The organism is Blastocatellia bacterium (assembly GCA_035275065.1).
Lineage (GTDB): Bacteria > Acidobacteriota > Blastocatellia > UBA7656 > UBA7656 > DATENM01.
This window is the reverse complement of sequence record DATENM010000140.1, coordinates 65,486-84,514: the sequence shown is the minus strand read 5'-3', so window position 1 is coordinate 84,514 and position 19,029 is coordinate 65,486. Positions and strand designations below refer to the sequence as shown.

General features: G+C 62.0%; 14 protein-coding genes. 12 read left to right on the top strand and 2 right to left on the bottom strand.

What is annotated here, in order from left to right; genetic code table 11:
- The first annotated feature begins 394 nt into the window (after positions 1 to 394).
- From VJ464_26280 to VJ464_26255, 6 genes are all read left to right on the top strand, one after another.
- Complete coding sequence (locus tag VJ464_26280) at positions 395 to 2,338, top strand: response regulator (GenBank protein ID HKQ08657.1); 1,944 nt, start codon at positions 395 to 397, stop codon at positions 2,336 to 2,338.
- Positions 2,339 to 2,454: 116 nt separating this feature from the next.
- Positions 2,455 to 5,106, top strand: a complete 2,652-nt coding sequence (locus tag VJ464_26275; protein ID HKQ08656.1) for a valine--tRNA ligase — start codon at positions 2,455 to 2,457, stop codon at positions 5,104 to 5,106.
- Positions 5,107 to 5,151: 45 nt separating this feature from the next.
- Positions 5,152 to 6,003 (top strand): carboxylating nicotinate-nucleotide diphosphorylase, encoded by an 852-nt coding sequence (gene nadC / locus VJ464_26270; protein ID HKQ08655.1) that lies wholly within the window; start codon positions 5,152 to 5,154, stop codon positions 6,001 to 6,003.
- Between the two features lie 183 nt (positions 6,004 to 6,186).
- Entirely contained in the window at positions 6,187 to 6,591 is a 405-nt protein-coding gene (locus VJ464_26265) for a hypothetical protein (protein HKQ08654.1), read from the top strand.
- Between the two features lie 134 nt (positions 6,592 to 6,725).
- Positions 6,726 to 7,472, top strand: coding sequence for a biotin--[acetyl-CoA-carboxylase] ligase (locus VJ464_26260; GenBank protein HKQ08653.1), 747 nt, complete (start codon positions 6,726 to 6,728; stop codon positions 7,470 to 7,472).
- 96 nt (positions 7,473 to 7,568) lie between these two features.
- Positions 7,569 to 8,333 (top strand): type III pantothenate kinase, encoded by a 765-nt coding sequence (locus tag VJ464_26255; protein HKQ08652.1) that lies wholly within the window; start codon positions 7,569 to 7,571, stop codon positions 8,331 to 8,333.
- 11 nt (positions 8,334 to 8,344) lie between these two features.
- On the opposite strand, the gene VJ464_26250 is transcribed toward VJ464_26255, so the two are convergent.
- Both VJ464_26250 and VJ464_26245 read right to left on the bottom strand, forming a co-directional pair.
- On the bottom strand, positions 8,345 to 9,208 hold the full coding sequence (locus tag VJ464_26250) for a creatininase family protein (protein ID HKQ08651.1): 864 nt from the start codon (positions 9,206 to 9,208) through the stop codon (positions 8,345 to 8,347).
- A 139-nt stretch (positions 9,209 to 9,347) separates the two neighbouring features.
- The gene (locus VJ464_26245) at positions 9,348 to 12,140 is read right to left on the bottom strand and encodes a choice-of-anchor D domain-containing protein (protein HKQ08650.1); all 2,793 of its coding nucleotides are present in this window, start codon (positions 12,138 to 12,140) and stop codon (positions 9,348 to 9,350) included.
- 570 nt (positions 12,141 to 12,710) lie between these two features.
- Here VJ464_26245 and VJ464_26240 point away from each other — a divergent pair.
- The 6 genes from VJ464_26240 to dxs all read left to right on the top strand — a co-directional run bounded on the left by VJ464_26240 (position 12,711) and on the right by dxs (position 18,848).
- Complete coding sequence (locus VJ464_26240) at positions 12,711 to 12,968, top strand: glutaredoxin domain-containing protein (protein HKQ08649.1); 258 nt, start codon at positions 12,711 to 12,713, stop codon at positions 12,966 to 12,968.
- A gap of 58 nt (positions 12,969 to 13,026) precedes the next feature.
- Positions 13,027 to 14,244 (top strand): exodeoxyribonuclease VII large subunit, encoded by a 1,218-nt coding sequence (xseA, locus tag VJ464_26235; GenBank protein HKQ08648.1) that lies wholly within the window; start codon positions 13,027 to 13,029, stop codon positions 14,242 to 14,244.
- A 246-nt stretch (positions 14,245 to 14,490) separates the two neighbouring features.
- Entirely contained in the window at positions 14,491 to 15,501 is a 1,011-nt protein-coding gene (locus tag VJ464_26230) for a methyltransferase (GenBank protein HKQ08647.1), read from the top strand.
- Between the two features lie 127 nt (positions 15,502 to 15,628).
- A complete protein-coding gene (locus tag VJ464_26225; GenBank protein ID HKQ08646.1) occupies positions 15,629 to 15,874 on the top strand; it encodes an exodeoxyribonuclease VII small subunit in 246 nt (81 codons plus the stop codon).
- Complete coding sequence (locus VJ464_26220; GenBank protein ID HKQ08645.1) at positions 15,871 to 16,770, top strand: farnesyl diphosphate synthase; 900 nt, start codon at positions 15,871 to 15,873, stop codon at positions 16,768 to 16,770. The genes VJ464_26225 and VJ464_26220 overlap by 4 nt, the downstream gene beginning before the upstream one ends.
- Positions 16,771 to 16,940: 170 nt before the next feature.
- Positions 16,941 to 18,848, top strand: a complete 1,908-nt coding sequence (gene dxs, locus VJ464_26215) for a 1-deoxy-D-xylulose-5-phosphate synthase (GenBank protein ID HKQ08644.1) — start codon at positions 16,941 to 16,943, stop codon at positions 18,846 to 18,848.
- The last annotated feature ends 181 nt before the right edge of the window (positions 18,849 to 19,029 follow it).

The following is a 19,029-nucleotide window of genomic DNA, read 5'->3' as shown; positions in this document are numbered from 1 at the left end:
GCGAGGGAGAAAGCCGACGCGGCGACACGGGGACGCGGCGACGCGGCGAGGGAAAGACAGAGAGACTGACTGTCTGTCTTTCTTTCCCCGCGTCGCCGCGTCCCCGCGTCACTCTCCCGCGTTTCTGCGTCGTCGTATTGCTGGTTGTGTAAAACTAGAGACAGGCAATTTATTTTGTGCTAAGATCGCGCACTGAGACAGTGACTTCGGCAGGCTGCAATGGCTTGCGCCCTCAACACCGCTGCTCTTTTATCCGGTTTTCAGCCCCTGAAGTTCGTCGCATTGAATCATTGGACGGCGTAAGACATTAGCAACCCGTCAGACTCGGCGTTCGGTTGATCCGCCGCGGGGCTCCCGGGCCTTGTGGTCGAGGCCGAATTGAGGGAAAAGGACGATGGCAAACAGAATCCTCCTTGCGGATGACAGCATCACCATTCAAAAAGTAGTCAATCTCACTTTTGCCGACGAAGGCATCGAAGTCGTCGCGGTCAGCAACGGCGACCAGGCCGAGCGCCGGCTGGCCGATGTGCAACCCGACCTGGTGCTGGCAGACATTTTCATGCCCGGCAAAAACGGCTACGAGCTGTGCGAAGCGATTAAGAATAACCCGCCGTTTCAGCACATCCCGGTCATCCTGCTGGTCGGCGCCTTCGAGCCGTTTGATCAGGCCGAAGCGCACCGCGTCAAAGCCGACGCCCATCTGACCAAGCCTTTCGAATCGCGTACACTGGTTGACACCGTGCGCAGGCTGATCGGCGCCAGCAGCAAGCCGCGCACAGGGCCGCTGCCGTCCGCCGGCGTGAACGCCGCGCCGGTCGAGCCGTTAACGCCACCGCCCATCGCCGCGCCGCCTGTCGCCGCACCGCCTATCGTCGTGCCGCCGGTCGAAGCGCGCCCATCCGCACAGTTGTCGCAGCCGTTCAATCTCGACTTGCCGACGATGGCTAGCCCCGCCGCGCCGCCCGCCGCGGGCGCGACCATACCGCTGAATTACGCCTTTGAATCAAACGAAGCGCTGCGCGCCGCCGAGCCCATCGAAGTGCAGGTTGCCGAAGCGCCCGACGAAGCGGCCTTCGCGGAAGGCCATTTACCGCACCGCACTAATGACCTGTCGTTTGCCAACAACGAGGCGCCGTTTGAAGCGTTCGGCCTTGAGGATCTGTTTGCCGAGCCGCAGTCGAGCCCATCGCCTGCGAGCCTTGCGGCCAGTCAGCCGGATTCCATACTCGCCGAAACTGGCCAGGAGAGCAGCACCGGCGTGCCTTCGACATTCGGCTACGAGACGGAAGAGATGCTGCTTGACTTCGACCAGCCGGTCCCGGCAATGACGCGGCCAGCGCGCGAGCCGTTCGCCTTCGACCTGGACGTGCGCGAGCCGGCGAGCGTTGACGCCAGCGGCATACAGACTGATGAGCTGACCGAGGCGACCGCGGAAGATCGGTCAGAGCCCGAAGTCCTCAAGACGACGCTGCTCACTATGCCCACGCCGACCGCGCCGGTCGAAAGCGCCATTGACACCAACCCGCTTGAGATGCCGGCAGCGCCGACCGCTGACCACGCCGATGTGGCGGTCACGATGACTGGCCCGGCGATTGACGAATCGGCGCTGCTCAACCTTGATGACCCGCTCGGCGATGTGCTTGACGAAGGTCTCGCCGAAGGCACCGCCGGAGCCGTCGCCAGCGATGCCGCTCAGGTGGAAGCCGTAGCAAGTCAGGCATCGCCGGTTGATGTAACAATCCCGGCAGTGCCGGCTGATTTTGAGGTCGAGATGCCCGCCGAGCCGCTGGCTGCGCCTGTGGTGTCAGAGACAGTTGCGCCGCCGGTAGAAGCGGCGGTCAGCGAGACGGGGTTCGGCTTCGAGCCGGTCGAAGAGCAAGAGCCTGCCGAGCCGCAGCCTGTCGCCGAAGCCCGGTTCACGACCTCTTCGATGTGGACGGATGAAGAGGCGCGCTTTGCGGCTATAGACATCGAAGCGACGCCGGTTGACGAGCCTGCCGAGGCCGCGGCCCCGCCGCCAGTTGAAGCGGCTGGATCGTTCCGCTTCAGCGACGACGCCAGCGCCTTCAACACTCGGCCAGAGCCCGTTGTCGAAACCGCCGCGCCGGCCGTCGAAGCCGCCGCAACACCGGTTGCCGAAGACACCGCCGCGCCACCGCCAGCGCCCGTTGCTGCGAACACTGTCGAGCTGTCGCCGGCGCTGATGGATGAAATTGTCCGCCGCGTTGTTGCCCAGCTCAGTGATTCCGTGGTGCGCGAAATCGCCTGGGAAGTCGTGCCGGATTGCGTCGAGCGCGTGATCAAAGAGGTGACCGCGCAAGAGGTCGCCAAGCGTTAAGCCGCACGCCGCGTCATTCAATCGCATACGCCACACAAAAGGGATAGAGAGGTTGACCGCCGCCTCGCTATCCCTTTTAATTGTTAGTTGCGATTGAAAGGCAAATCGAGAACCGTATGACTGAGATTGCGAAAGCTTACGAGCCGCACAGCGTCGAAGGCCGCTGGTACCCCTTCTGGGGCGAGCGGGGCTATTTCAAGCCGCAGGGCGACGGCCCCATCTATTGCATCACGATCCCGCCGCCGAACGTCACAGGGTCGCTGCACATCGGCCACGCGCTCTGCTACACCATCCACGATGTGCTGCTGCGCTGGAAGCGCATGCAGGGGCATCGCGTGCTCTGCGTGCCGGGCACCGATCACGCGGGCATCGCCACGCAGAACGTCGTCGAAAAGGAACTGCGCAAACAGGGATTGTCGCGCCACGACATCGGGCGCGAAAAATTCGTCGAGCGCGTCTGGGAGTGGGTCAGCGAATACGGCGGGCGGATTCTCTTTCAGTTGCGCGGCCTGGGCTGCTCCTTCGAATGGGAGCGTACGCGCTTCACGATGGACGAAGGCTACGTCAACGCGGTGATGGAATGCTTCGTGCGCTGGTGGGAAGCCGGGCTGATCTATCGCGGCAAGCGCGTCATCAACTGGTGCCCGCGCTGCGCGACGGCGATCTCTGACATCGAGGTCGAGCACGAAGACCGCGCCGGCAAGCTCTACCATCTGCGCTATCCGTTCAAAGACGGGTCGGGCCATGTCGTGGTGGCGACGACGCGCCCGGAAACCATGCTCGGCGACACCGCCGTCGCCGTCAATCCAGGTGATGAGCGTTACAAAGACAAAGTCGGCAAGACGCTCGTGCTGCCGCTCGTGGGCCGCGAGATTCCGCTGATCGCCGATTATTATGCCAAGGCCGAATTCGGCAGCGGCGCGGTCAAGGTGACGCCGGCGCACGACCTGAACGATTACGAAGCCGGGCAGCGCAATGACCTGGAGATGGTCGTCGTCATCGATGAGCAGGGAAGGATGAGCGAGACCGCCGGGGCTTATGCCGGGTTGGATCGCTTTGCGGCGCGCGACCGCGTTATGCAAGACCTCGAAGCAGCGGGCCTGGTCGAGAAGGTCGAAGATTACACGGTGCCGACGGCGCTCTGCGCCCGCTGCCACACGGTGATCGAGCCGCTGCTTTCCGAGCAGTGGTTCGTGAAGATGAAAGACCTGGCCCGTCCGGCGATTGACGTAGTGAAGGAAGGCAAGGTGCAGTTTGTGCCGGATCGTTTCGGGCGCACCTACCTCGACTGGATGGAGAACATTCGCGACTGGACGATCTCGCGGCAGCTGTGGTGGGGCCACCGCATTCCCGTATGGCACACCGAAGACGGCGAGTACATCGTCGCGCGCTCGGAGGCCGAGGCGCGGGCGAAAGCCGCCGGCCGCCCGATCACGCAAGACGAAGACGTGCTCGATACGTGGTTTTCGTCACAACTCTGGCCGCACGCCGTCCTGGGCTGGCCTGAGCAGACCGAAGACTTGAAGACTTACTATCCGACTTCGGTGCTGATCACGTCGCGCGAAATCATTTATCTGTGGGTGGCGCGCATGATCATGACCGGCCTGGATTTTATCGGCGAGCTCCCTTTCCACGATGTTTACATCTATGCGACGGTGCTGGACGAACAGGGCAGGCGAATGAGCAAATCGCTCGGCACCGGCGTTGACCCGCTCGAAGTGACGGCGCTCTACGGCACCGATGCGCTGCGCTTCGCGCTGTTGATTCGCACGGCGAAAGGCCAGGACATTCGCTTCGCGCAAATCCGCGACAACCGCCAGCCGCAGGTCGAAGAGGCGCGCAACTTCGCCAATAAAATCTGGAACGCGACGCGCTTCGTGCTGATGAATCTTGGCGACGGCGCACAGGTCGAAGCGCGCTGGGAGCCGTCCGACGCGCTCGCCGACCGCTGGATACTGGCGGAGCTGAACGCCACGATTCAACAGGTGACCGCGGCGCTCGCCGATTATCGCCTGAACGAAGCAGCGCAGACGCTCTACCATTTCTTCTGGGACGAGTTTTGTGACTGGTACATCGAGTTTTCAAAGACGCGGTTCGCCGCCAAAGAAGAGACCGCCGAAGTGCGCGCGGCGCGCAACCGCATCGTCTACGTGCTGGAAACCAGCCTGCGCTTGCTGCACCCGCTGATGCCGTTCATCACTGAAGAACTCTGGCAGCGCCTGCCGCATCAGGGCGACTCGATCATGGTCGCCGCGTGGCCTGAAGCCGACCCGGGCCGCGAAGACCGCCAGGCGCGCGAGCAGATGGAAACGATCATCGCGCTGATCACCAAGGTGCGCAACATTCGCTCGGTCATGAACATCCCGGTCTCGGCCTGGCTCACGGTTCATGTCGCCACCGCGGACGAGCGGGTTAAGGCGCTGGTCACCGCCAACGCCGAACAGTTCAAGCGACTGGCGCGCGTCGAAGCGATCCACATCAGCAACGGCTTGCCGGCGCTTGAGGACGCCGCGCGTGACATTGTCGCCGGCATGGAGATCGCCGTGCCGTTCGGCGACTTGATCGATAAGCCGAAAGAGCGCGAGCGCATCAGCAAAGAGATCAGCCGCAAGGAAAACGAAGTGAAGGGGATGCAAGCGCGGCTCGGCAACCCTTCGTTCGTAGACCGCGCGCCGCGCGATGTCGTCGAGCAGACGCGCGCCCGTCATGACGAATTGATGGGCGAGATCAGTAAGCTGCAAGCGACCTTGAAGGCGCTCGGCGAGTAGCGCGCGATGTAGCGCAAACGGTTCACTGGCGCTACCCCACTCGATATGGACCTCGACATTGGAATGATCTACGCCCTGGCCGGCGACCTGTTGAAAGAAGACATGGGGCGCGGCGACATCACGACGGCGGCGACGGTGCGCGGCGGTCAGGCGGCGCGTGGCCGCTTCCTTGCCAAGCAGGACTTCACCCTCTGCGGACTTGAGATCGCCGAAGCGGTCTTTTCGTCGCTCGACGCGCAGATACAGATCGAGTCGCGGGCCTTTGACGGCGACGCCATCGGCGCGGGCAGCGAGTTTGCGCGCATCGAAGGACCCGCCGATGTCCTGTTGATCGGCGAGCGCACGGCGTTGAACCTGTTGCAGAGACTGTCGGGCGTGGCGACGCTGACCAGACGTTTCGTTGATGCCATAGACGGTACCGGCGCGAAGATCATTGATACGCGCAAGACGACGCCCGGCTTGCGGGCGCTCGAAAAGTACGCGGTGACGGTCGGCGGCGGCTTCAATCACCGCTTCGGGCTGGATGACGGCGTGCTGATCAAAGACAATCACATCGCCCTGGCCGGCGGCGTGCGCCGCGCCATCGAGCTGGCGCGCGGCAGCGTGCCGCACCTGATGCGCGTCGAAGTCGAGGTCGCCAACGAAGCGCAACTCCGCGAAGCTTTGAAGGCTGGCGCCGATGTCATCATGCTCGACAACATGGCGACCGCCGAGATGCGCGCGGCGGTGCAGTTAATCCGCGAACAGGCCCCCGGCGTGTTGATCGAGGCGTCGGGCGGCGTCAACCTGGGAACCGTGCGTGGCATTGCCGAGTGCGGCGTTGATCTGATCTCGGTCGGCGCCATCACCCACTCGGCCACCGCGGTTGATATCAGCCTGAAGATCGCGCCCCTCTGAGTGACGAGTGACAAGTGACAAGAGGGATCGCTCATGCCAACGCTTGCCAGGAGTCAGAGTGACAACGTCTTGTCACTTGTCACTTGTCACTTTTTCTGTTTGCAGTTTGCGATTTTCGGTTTACAGTGAGAGGTCTGGATGACCTCCAGGCTGAAGGAAGCCCTAAAGGCCGGAAGCTCGAACATGCCAGACAGCCAGATGCGATTACGCTATGACCGGGCCGAGGTGCTCGACGACGGCAGCGCGGCCCGCCGTGTGCGCGTCTCGGTGAGTTTCGCCGGGCAATCCTTTGCCGCGGAAGCCGCGACCGGTGATGAGCCGGTCGGCTACTTAAAAGCGGCGGCGACGGCCGCGCTTAGCGCCATCGAAGCGGCGGTCGGCCAACGCTTCGCGGCGCGCCTGGCCGACGTCGATCACGTCAACGCGCTCGGCAAAGACCTGGTGGCCGTGCTGGTTGACATCACGTTTGAAGACAAAGAGGTTCAGGTCTTCGGCAGTTGCCAGATTGCCGGCGCCGAGATGGATGCCGCGGTCAAAGCCGCGCTCAACGCCACCAACCGCTTTGTCGAACTATCCATGCGAAACTGATTCGATTGCGGATTGCGGATTGCGGATTATCGAACTTGTTTCTGAGTTTCATTTGCTACCTTGCCGTCTCAAGTTCTGAAGAGAATCCGCGGTTCCAGATTCCGCAATCCGCAATCCGCAATCCGCAATCTATTATGTCCCGTCTTGGCGGCGCGATTCTGCGATTCGATTCACTCGCTTCGACCAACGATCTGGCGCGCGAGCTGGCCGCGCAAGGCGCCCCGGAAGGCGTCAGCATTCTGGCGCGCGAACAGACGCGCGGGCGCGGGCGGCAAGGGCGCGGCTGGGTTTCGCCCATGGGGCAGGGGCTTTACCTCTCGGTCATCCTGCGCCCGCCATTAGCGCCGGCCGCGGCGACAATCCTGACGCTGGCGGCTGCCGTCGCCGTCGCCGAAACGCTCTCTGTGGATTACGCCCTCGCGGTTGACATCAAGTGGCCCAACGACATTCACGCGCGCGGCAAGAAAATCTGTGGCATCCTCGTTGAAACCTCTATCGAGAAAGGTCAGCTCGATTACGCCGTGCTGGGTATTGGCGTCAATCTTGGCCAGCGCGAATTTCCCGGCGAATTACAAAGCGTGGCGACATCACTGGCTATCGAAAGCGGCCAGCCGGTGACGCCCGACGAGTTCGCCGCGCCCTTGCTTGCGCGGCTCGAAGCCTGGTATCGCATCGCCCTCGGCCAGCCGTCCGCGATCATCGTCCGCTGGCAGGCGCTGTCATCTTATGCCAACGGCTGCGCGGTTCGCGTCGAAAACGGCGACCGCGTCGTTGAAGGCATTACGCGCGGGCTGTCGCCTGCCGGCGCGCTCATCGTCGAGATGGCAAGCGGCGCGCGCCGCGAGATCGTCGCCGGCGAGATTCGCCTGAGAAAGACTTGAAGCGCGCCCGGTTTGCTCGCGTTTAACGGCTGTGCAATACTCAGTCGGCACTCATCGGCCTTCGGTCGTCCGTCAGCGAGACAGGATGGAATCGTTATGCTGCTGGTCCTCGACGTCGGCAACACCAATACGACGCTCGGCCTTTACGAAGGCCGCGAGCTGAAACATCACTGGCGCTTGACCAGCGAGCGCCAGCGCACCGTAGACGAGTACGGCATCATGTGCCGCACACTGCTCGACCTGGCCGGGCTCGACTCGTCAGCGGTGACGGCGATGGCGGTCTCGTCGGTCGTGCCGATGCTCGATTTCACACTGCACAAGATGGCGCAGGTCTACTTCAAGCTAGAGCCGTTGTTTATCACGACGCTCAACGCCGGCATGCCTGTGTTGTATGACGATCCGCGCGAAGTCGGCGCCGACCGCGTCGTCAACGCGGTGGCGGCCTTCGAGAAGTACGGCGGCCCGTGCCTCATCGTAGACTTCGGCACGGCGACGACCTTTGACGCGGTTTCAGCGGCGGGCGAATACCTGGGCGGCATCATCTATCCCGGCATACAGATTTCCGCCGACGCGCTCTTTCAGCGGGCGGCGCGGCTGCGCAACACAGACATTCGCCGCCCCGATAAGTTGATCGGCACAACCCCCGCGCAGAGCATTCAATCGGGATTGTATTATGGCAACATCGCCCTCGTAGACGGCGTGCTTGAGCGCATGATGGCTGAGCTGGGCGAAGGCACGCGGGTCATTGCCACGGGCGGGCTTGCGCCGCTCATCAGCCGCGGCTCGCGATTGATCGAAGCGGTCGAAGCCAACATCACGCTTGAAGGCATCTGTATCGTCTATGAGCGCAATCGCCCATAACTTCGCGCGGCTCATCTCTTCACACGGTCAAAAAACTCCTTCTGAATCTCCGGCGTCCGGGTGTCGGCCTTCACCGTGCGCAGGGCGCGCGCCAGTGACGCGATGCGGTATTCGACCATCGCCTGACCCAGCTCGCGGCTCGCCTTGGCGCCTTCGCCGGCATAATGATTCGGGAACGCCGCGTACCACCAGATGGCCGTGTAGAGGTCGGGCAACGCCAGCCGCTTCTGGTTCTCGCCCGACTCGTCTGTGGCATGATCCATCTTCACCAGATCAGGGCGCAGGTAGAGCAGCGTCGAGGTCTCGCGCTCGCCTGCGTGCATGTCGGTCGCCGGGTCTGACTTGCGCAGCTTGCTGACCGTTTCCGCCAGGTCAGGCTCCGCGCCGGGATCATAAAAGTAGACGACGTAATCGCGCCGCCGTTCAAGCTGCGACTGCACGAAGAAGCGCAGCAGTTGCGGATTGCCGCCGTGGCCGTTGACGATCAGGATTTTCTTGAAGCCATTGCGGGCGATCTCTTCGCAGGTCGCGTCGAGCATTTCCCACACCAGATGGCTTGGCAGGGCGAAGGTCCCCGGCTGGTGCCGCGCCTCATAAATCTGCCCGTAGAAGTAATCCGGGAAGACGACAGCGTATTCGCTTCTGGTGACGCGCGCCGCGTATTCGCGAACCTGTATCAGGTCAGAGCCCATCGGCGCGTGCGGGCCGTGTTTCTCTAAAATGCCGATGGGCAGAATGCAGGTATAGGCCGATTTCTCTAAGGCTTTAGGCCAGTCGCTGGCCGTCAGCTCGTCCCAGCGCGCGGGGATGTCCTGCGCCATCGCGCCGCCGGCAAGCATCACAAAAGTCACAAGCAGCTTCATCAGCGGTTTCATTTTATGGCTCCTTGTTGAGTGGATTTGCAGGATGACTATAGCAAATTCTCTCGCACAATAAAGCCACCGCCGATAAACGATAAGGCGCGCGGAGCTTGATCTCTCCGCGCGCCTTATCGAGTGAGTAAACGGCTCGTGCTTAGCGGGTCGCCGTCACCGGCAGCGAAGTCTGGCCGTTCGGGTTCTGCACGACGAACGTGTGCGTCGAGCCCGGCTGAATCAAGGCTTTCGGCTTGGCGTTGCCCGGCGTGCTGCGGTCGTTCTTGCCGACCACCCACTCGTCGCCGCTCAGTTGCAGAGTGTAGCGCTCCGTGCCGTCAACGATGATCACTGCACCTGCGGTGATATTCACATTCACCGCCGAGAGGTGAATGCCTTTGCCACGGAACGACAGGTCGACAATACGCGGCAGCGTCGAGGTTTCGTTCGACGCCGCGCTCTCTGTGCCGTCACGGTAGAGCGCCGTCACCACATAGAAGTAACGGAACGCCGCGAGCTGGCCTGCGGCGGGCTTCGGCAGGTTGTCTGTGAACGAAGTCGCCGTCGCCGGAGCGACGCCGACCAGGGACGACAACTGCGGCTGCACGCCCGGTGCCGTGCCACGATAGATGGCATAGCCTACGAGCGTCGCCGGTGCCGCTCCCGTCGGCTGGCGAACTATCTGTGACAGGAACGTATCAATGGCAGCCGCGCCGGTCGGGCTGGCTGGCGCAGAGGCCGGCGGCGTCCACAGTACCTGTACCTGCACGACGTCCGCCGCGCTCACGACGGTGATCGTCGTCGGGAAAGACTTGCTGCGGTTCTGCGAATCGGTGGCGGTGAATATGACGCGCAGGTTGCTGCCGACGGCGCTAGCGGCAGGCGTGATGACCAGATCGCCGCGGCCATTGCCGCGATCAGTGAAGGTGCCGCCGGCAACCGCCGTCGCCGTCAGATGAATGTCTGAGCCGCCATTCGCGGCGATGACGTTGATCGTGTTCGACTGACCCGCCACGGCGTTGACCTGTGCCGGCGCGCGCAGCTTGAAGGCTTCGTTTTGCGGCGTGCTGGTGCCGCGCAGCGTGATGACCGTCAGCAGCGAGTCGGGGTCGTTGCTGACGATGGTGAGCCGCCCGGTGTAGACGCCCGGCGCTGTCGGCGAAAAGCTCACGGTCAGCAACAACGAGTCGCCCGGTTTCAAGGTCGTCGGAAAAGCCGGCGTCCCGCTCATGCCGAACGGGAAGGTCGGGGCTTGAATGTTGGCAAGCAGCAAGTCTGCGTCGCCCGTGTTCTTCAGCTCCAGCGTCGTCACCGACGAGCCGTTGGGGAAGTCAATGACCGCCTGGCTGACTTCGAGGTTCGGCACAGGCGTTGACGTGCCGGTGCCGCCGAGGATGACCGTGACGACAGGCGTTGATGGGTCGTTGCTGGTGATCGTAAAGCTGCCGGCGAAGCGCCCGGTTGCGGGCGGCTGGAACTGCACCGTTAGCTCAATGCTGGCGCCGGACGCCAGTGTGAGCGGCGTCGCCGGTTTAGACAGAATCGTGAACGGCCCGGTCGGGTTGCTAATCTGCGTGATGACCAGATCAACACCGCCCTGATTGGTGATCGTCACTTTCTGCGTCGCGGTGTTGCCGCCGCGCACCGAGCCGAATTCGATTGAAGTCGGCGCGACATTGATCACAGGGAAACTGGGCAGCGGCGGCTTCGGCGTCGTGTCGGCGGCGATGTTCGAGGGGTCGGAGTTGCCGAAATTATTGAAAGCGAAGACGCGGTAAAAGTAAGTCGTTTCGGGCGTCAACCCGGTGTCCGGGTAGCTCTGCACGTTGGGGCCGACCGTCGCGATTTCGATAAAGTTCTGACCGTCGAGGCTGCGCTCGATGCGATAGCCTTGCTCGTCTGTGGCGTTGTCTTGCCAGGTCAGATCGATCTCGGTCGGCGACACCGCTTTGGCGACGAGGTTAGTTGGGGCCGCGGGCGTCTTCGGCAGCGTCGGCACCAGCGTCAGCGTGAAGTCTCCGGCATCGCCCTGGAAGCCGTCAACGATGATGTAATAAGTCGTCCCCTGCGTCAGGTTGCGGCGCAGGGTTTCGGCGTCGCCGCCGCCGCCGATGTCGGCGCTCGTGCAGCCTGCAAGCGACACACAGTTGGTGACGACATAGAGGGTCACGTCGAAGTTACCCATCGGCGTCACCGTGATGTCATAGTTCTGCGAATCGGGAGAGGTAAATGAATAGATGATGTCAGGGCCGTTGGCCGACTGGTTGTTGCGCACGCAGGGCGCGCCGGGGTTGAAATCGTTGGCGGCGCCAAACGTCGTCGCCGTTGTCGAGAACGGCAGGCGGTTGGCGGCAATGTCGGCCGCCGCGGCGCAGGCGTCATTGGCCGGTGTGCCGCGCCGCAGGCTGAAGTGAAAAGCGCCTTCGCCGGTCGCTTGCGCGTTGTCAACGACGACGAAGTAGCGCGTGCCGGCAGTCAACTGCACGGTCAGGGTTTCACCTTTGCCGAAGGCCCGCGCGTTGGTGCCGGCCACGCAAGAGCCCGCCGGGTTGGCGCAGTCTGTGATGATATAAAGGCTCAGGTCAAAGCTCGACGCGAGCGGCGTCGCGCCGATGGTATAGATGTCGGTGGCTGCCGGCGTGAATGAATAGACCACGTCGCTGCCGGGGCCGGGCGCGCAGGCGGACGGGCCTGGATCAATGTCGTTAGCCGCGCCGGCGTTGGTCGCTTCATCAAAGAAAGGCAGCGCCGCCGGATTGATGACCGTTGCCGCCGCGCAGGTGTCGCCCGCCATCGTGCGCATGTCCTGGCGCGCCGGCTGTGTCGAAGCCGCCACCTCAGACCGCATGCTCAGCGCCGCCAGGGCGCAAAAGATCATGATCGGCAGACTGAGCTTAAGCAGAAAAATCGGCAGCCGCATGGGACGACGCCGCGGGATGGATCGATGCATCATAATAACTACGCTCCGTATGTAGAGAATCAGACCCAGGGCAGGCAAAGGCACACACTGACTGAGGGACAGTGCACGCCGATTTCAATTCCTGCGAATTCCCCTTTATTTCTTAGGGCCTGTGGTGTGTCAATTATATAAGAAAACCGACAGGAAGGTAAAGCTGACCCTCCAGACTCACAATGAAAAGAGAGAGCGGTGAGCGGGGCGCGGCGAGGGCTATCGCTGCGCGGCGACGTGATGGGCGCTGTGCGTCGCCGGTTGCTTGTGATTCGAGGAGCCGGGGGCGGCGGCCATTGCGACGAATAGCAGAATGGTAATGATTAGCGGCCTGAACATGATTCTTCCTCCGTCCGAGGTTTGTGCAATGTCCGTGCCGCGCAGTGCGGTCGCTGCCGCCGCGCTTTGCCGGGCTGCTTGTATCAAGCGCAATCAGTCGCGTTGATAGAAAATCGTCCAGCGCGCCGGATTATTTGAATGAATTACTTTGCACGCTTTAGCCTTCGGTGTAGAATGCGATTGACTTTGACGAGGGGCATCACGGGAATCCGAAGCGCAGCAAGGAGAGGCGCTATGGCCGACCTCAAAATCTACACAACCCGGTGGAGCACGGATTGCGATAAGGCCAAAGAATTCCTCGACGACGAAGGGATTTTTTACGAAGAGATTGACATCGAACAATCACCCGCCGCCGCGCGCCTGGTCGAACAATGCAATGGCGGGCGGCGCATCGTGCCCACCTTCGAGGTCAGCGGCACGACCTTCACGCTGAAGCCATTCGACTGGAAGCGATTGCAAAGCGAGCTGGAACGCCTCGGCCTCGACGATTGAGGATTATGCCTCAAGCCGTGTCGCGCGCGGATTGTCCCCAGATGAATTGCCGGAATTCATGTCGCAAATAAACTTTCTCGATCAACTGCTCCAGGCCCGCCGCCCCCTGTCGGTCTCCGAGCTGACGGCGCGCATCAAGATCCTGCTCGAAGGCGAATTCCTCGAACTCTGGATCGAAGGCGAAATCTCCAACTACCGCCGCCACACGTCGGGCCACTGGTACTTCACGCTCAAAGACGAAGGCGCGATGCTGCGCTGCGCCAGCTTCCGCATGCAGAATCGATTGATTCGCTTCATGCCCGAAGACGGTCTTGTCGTGCGCGCCCACGGCAGACTGTCGCTGTACGAAGCGCGCGGCGAGTACCAGTTGATCGTCGAGTATATGGAGCCGGTCGGCGTCGGCGCGCTGCAACTCGGATTCGAGCAACTGAAGCGGCGGCTGGCCGCCGAAGGCTTATTCGACACCGAGCGCAAACGGCCCTTGCCGCTGTTGCCGCGCTGCATCGGCGTCGTCACTTCGCCGACGGGCGCGGCGGTGCGCGACATCCTGCGCGTCATCCGCCGCCGCAACGAAGCGATGAATGTGTTGATCGCGCCGGCGCGCGTTCAAGGCGACGGCGCCGCCCGCGAGATCGCCCGCGCCATCGAGCTGCTCAATGAGCGCGAAGAGGTTGATGTCATCATCGTCGGGCGCGGCGGCGGCTCCGCCGAAGACCTCTGGTGCTTCAACGAAGAAGCGGTGGCGCGCGCCATCTTCGATTCGCGTGTGCCGATCATCTCGGCGGTCGGCCATGAGACCGATTTCACGGTTGCCGATTTCGTCGCCGACCTGCGCGCTTCGACGCCTTCGGCGGCGGCAGAGATTGTCACGGCAGCGCGCGACGAAATCAGCGCCCGCCTGACGGGGCTCAGACAAGACATGGCCGCGGCCCTGCGCTACCGTTTGCTTGAGCAGCGCAATCGTGTGCAGGAGCTACAAGCGAGCCGCGCTTTCGACGACGTTCACACCCGGATACGTCGCGTCGCGCAGCGCTTTGACGAAGCCGTTTATGCAATGGAGACGGCGATGCGGCAACGGCTGACGCAGGCCGGCGAACGCTTTGCGGTTTCGTCGGGGAAATTACATTCGCTCTCGCCGCTCGCGGTGCTGGGGCGCGGCTACAGTATCGCCACCGACCTGCAAGGCCGCATCATCAAGCGCGCCGCTGACGTGCAGCCCGGCGAGCGCCTGCGCCTGCGCGTCGCCGACGGCGAGATGGAATGCACGAAGGATTGAGTCGGAAGGAGGCAGTAAGCAGGAGACCGTAGGCAGTCCCGTAGGGACGCGATGTTTATAGTTACAGGCAGCGTAAACAAAGAAGCTCCGTAGGAGCGATATGTTGACATTTCGCTCCTACGGAGCTTACGGATCATACCCGCGCCATTACTATAAACATGGCGCTCCTGACGGAGCTAGGGAATCAACTGGCAACTGGCAACTGCATCCTGCTTCCTGAATCCCAACAAAGGAGACATTTAGTTAATGAGTGAGCAACAAGCACCTGTTTCACCGCAGATTATCATGGAGCATTTGTGGACGGCGCGCGCCGCGATGGCGCTGGCCGCCGGCGTCGAGCTGGGCGTCTTTGATCAGATCGAAGCCGGCAAGGGCACGGTCAAAGAGATTGCCCGCGCCACCAAGTCGTCAGCCCGCGGCATCCGCCACCTGCTCGACGCGCTGACCGGCATGGGCTATCTGGAAAAGAAGGGCGAGCGCTACGGTAATGCGCCGGTCGCCGCGCAGTTCCTCGTCAAAGGCAAGCCGGCTTATATGGGCGGCATTGTCGGCGAGACACGCATGACCTGGCCGGGCTGGGCTAAACTCCCTGAAGTCGTGCAGACGGGCAAGCCCATCGAAGCCGTAGACACAGAGGCCGGCGGCAAAGAGTTCTTCCCGAAACTCGTCGAAGCCATCTTCCCGATGAGCTATGGCGCGGCACAGGGCGCGGTGCAGGCGTTCCCTGAAAAGGCGCGCAAGCGCATCAAGACGATTCTCGACGTTGCCGCCGGCAGCGCCGCATGGTCGCTGCCTTTTGCGCAGGCGATCCCCGATGCGCGGGTCACGGTTGTCGATTATCCCGAAGTGACGCCGGTGGCGCGGCGCTTCACCGAACGCTTCGACGTCGCCGACCGCTACGATTACATCGAAGGCAACTTGCGTGAAGTGAATTATGGGCGTAACCGTTATGACCTGGCGATCCTCGGCCACATCATCCACTCGGAAGGCGAAAAGTGGGGCAAGAAACTGGTCAAGCAGATGTACCGCATTCTCACAGACAATGGCATGCTGTTGATCGCCGAGATGATTCCCAATGACACACGCAGCGGGCCGATGCTGCCGCTGTTATTCGGCTTGAATATGCTGGTGCATACCGAAGCCGGCGACGTCTTCACGATGCGCGAATACCGCCAATGGTTGAAAGACGCAGGCTTCCGCAAAGTCCAGGCGCTCGACGTGCCGGGGCCGTCGCCGCTCATCCTGGCGACGAAGTAATGAACAGCAACGATGAATGATGAATGATGAATGATGAATTAAGGCAGGGATTAGTTATAGATGATCCGCTTTCCTTTTCCTCTTCAGTTCGTCATTCATCGTTTATCATTCATCATTTCCCACGATTATGACCAAGAAAAAGCCGGGTGAAATAGATTTTGAAGCGGCGCTCAGAGAGCTTGAGCAGATTGTCGAGCAGCTCGAAGCCGGCGACTTGCCGCTCGAACGCTCGTTGGTCCTGTTCGAGCAGGGCGTGCGGTTGTCGCGCGACTGCCAGAAGCGCCTCGACGAAGCCGAGCGGCGCGTCGAAATCTTGCTCAAAGACGAGGGCGGCGGGTACACTCCTTCTCCTTTTGAGGAGATGGACGAATGACTCGATCCGACACCATCAGCGACTATCTGACGCGCCGCGCTACAGAGGTCAACCAATGGCTCGACGCGCTGGTGCCATCGGAAGCCACGCCGCCGACGCGCCTGCATCGCGCCATGCGCTATAGCCTGATGGCCGGCGGCAAGCGGCTGCGCCCGATCCTGGTGCTGGCGGCGGGCGAATCCTTTGGCGCGTCTACGGACAACCTGATGCCCGCCGCCTGCGCCATCGAGATGATTCACACCTATTCGCTGATTCACGACGACCTGCCGGCGATGGACAATGACGATTTGCGGCGCGGCAGGCCGACCTGTCATAAAGCCTTCGACGAAGCGACGGCGATTCTTGCCGGCGACGCCCTGCTGACGCAAGCCTTTCGCGTGCTGGCGGCAGAAGCGCCGCACCTCAACGCCGAGCGCCAGATTCGCGTCATCCGCGAGATCAGCAACGCTGCCAGCACCATTGACGGCATGATCGGCGGCCAGATGGCCGACATCGAAAGCGAAGGCCAGCCGGTTGACGAAATGACGCTCGAATACATTCACCGCTCGAAGACCGGCGCGCTGATTACGGCTCCGGTCGTCGTTGGCGGCCTTCTCGCCGGAGCCAGCGAGCCTGAGCTGGACAAGCTGCGCGCTTACGGCCAGCGCATCGGCCTGGCCTTTCAGATCGCCGACGATATTCTGGATGTCACCTCGACCAGCGAACAACTCGGCAAAACGGCCGGCAAAGACCTCGCCGCCCACAAAGCCACTTACCCGGCGCTGCACGGCGTCGAGCAGTCCGAAGCGCGCATGCAGCAACTGGTTAGCGAAGCCATAGACATCGTCGCCGGCCTCGGCCAGGATGCCGGAAGGCTAGCCGAACTGGCGCGTTTCATCGTTGCAAGGAATTCGTAAGGCAGCTATTCTTTTAAATTGCTGAATCGCCTGATAGATTGTTTTGGTCGCTCAGACAGATTTTTGCATCTAAACCGAGGATTGAAACGCAATCAGATTGAAGCACCTTATCCCCTGACCGGCCCGTCCGCGCACGTGGCCAATGATTCGATTGAGGCAACGCGAGGCATATGATGAATTTGTTGAAACAGATTAACGACCCCGCCGACATGCGCAAGCTGCCGGCGGCCAAGCTGCAACCGCTCGCCGACGAGATTCGCGAGTACATGATCGAAACCCTGTCGAAGATCGGCGGCCACACGGGCGCGAGCCTCGGCCCCGTCGAATTGATTCTGGCGCTGCATTACGCCTTCGACACGCCGCGCGACAAGCTGGTCTTTGATATCGGCCACCAGGCTTACGCGCACAAGATCATCACTGGCCGTCGCGACCAGTTTCCGACCATCCGCCAGTACAATGGCCTGAGCGGATTCCTGCGGCGCGAAGAATCGGTCTATGACGTTTTCAACGCGGCACACGCCGGCACCTCGATTTCGTCGGCGCTCGGCATCGCCGCGGCGCGCGACCTTAAAGGCGAAGACTTCAACGTCATCGCCTTCATCGGCGATGCCGGCTTGACGGCAGGCATGGCGCTTGAAGGCATCAACCAGGTCGGCCACCTCAAGTCGAAGATGATCATCCTGCTCAACGACAACGAGATGTCGATTTCGCCGAACGTCGGCGCGCTGGCCGGCTACCTCAACCGCATCCGCACGGCGCGGCCTTATAACGAGTTTAAGCACGAAGTTGAAGAGTGGCTGAAAGCCATCCCGGCAGTCGGCGAGATGATGCTGTCGGGCGCGCGGGCGTTGAAAGACACGCTGGCGGCGGCCTTCATCCCCGGCGCGCTCTGGGAAGAACTCGGCCTGAAATACATGGGACCGATCAACGGCCACGATATCAACTCGATCCTGACGACGCTCGAAGCCGCCAAGCAGATAGAAGGCCCTGTGCTGATTCACGCGCTGACGGTCAAAGGCAAAGGCTACGAGCCGGCGGAGCGCGACAAGGCCGCATGGCACGGCACCTCGGCCTTCGAGATCGCTTCGGGCAAGTTCATCAAGGAGCCGGCGACAGCGCCGACCTACACGGCGACCTTTGCCGACGCGACGATTGCGGTGATGAACGAAGACCCGCGCGTCGTCGCCATCACGGCGGCGATGCCCGACGGCACGGGGCTCAGCAAAGTCATGAAGGCGTTCCCCGAGCGCACCTATGACGTGGCGATTGCCGAACAGCATGCGGTGACGTTTGCCGCGGGCATGGCGACCGAAGGCTTGAAGCCGATCTGCGCCATCTATTCGAGCTTTTTGCAGCGCGCCTACGATCAGATTTTCCACGACGTCGTGCTGATGAACCTCGACGTGACCTTCGCCTTAGACCGCGCGGGCGTGGCCGGCGCGGACGGCCCGACGCATCACGGCTTGATGGATTTCTGTTACCTGCGCGGCATGCCGAACGTCGTCGTCATGGCTCCGAAGGACGAAAACGAGCTGCGCCACATGCTGAAGACGGCGGTCTTGCACAACGGCCCGGCGTCGGTGCGCTACCCGCGCGGCAACGGCTTCGGCGTCGTGATGGACGAAGAGATTAAGCAGCTAGAGATCGGCAAGGCCGAGATTGTCAGACAGGGCACGGACGTGGCGATCATCGGCATCGGCACGCAGGTGCATTACTGCGAGAAGGCCGCCGAGCGCCTGGCCGCCGAAGGCTTGAACCCGACGGTGGTGAACGCCCGCTTCGTCAAGCCGCTCGACGCCGAGTTGATTCTGGCGCTGGCGCGCTCGCACGGCTCGATTGTCACGGTCGAAGATCATTATGTGCAGGCGGGCTTCGGCTCGGCGGTGATGGAGTTGCTTGAAGAGAACCGCTTGAGCGAAGTGCGGGTGATGTGCCTGGGCTTCCCCGACAAGCTGATCGAGCATGCGAGCCAGAGCACGCTGCTCGCGAAGTACGGCCTGGACGCCGACGGCATCTACACCCGCGTGCGCGACTTCGTCGCCGCCAAGTACAGCTTCGAAGCCGCCTATCACAACTAGGGCGGATTTCAATTGAGTGTGCCATGTGGCGCAATCTGTTAGATCGCGCAGTGACTCGCGCAATCTAACAGATTGCGCCACCTTCAAACGAAAACCGCTCTAAGCGGCGCAGGAAGACTTTAATGACGTTGGTCGGGCGGCTGAAAAAGGCCGCCCGATTTTTTCTGTCCTTCGCCGAAAG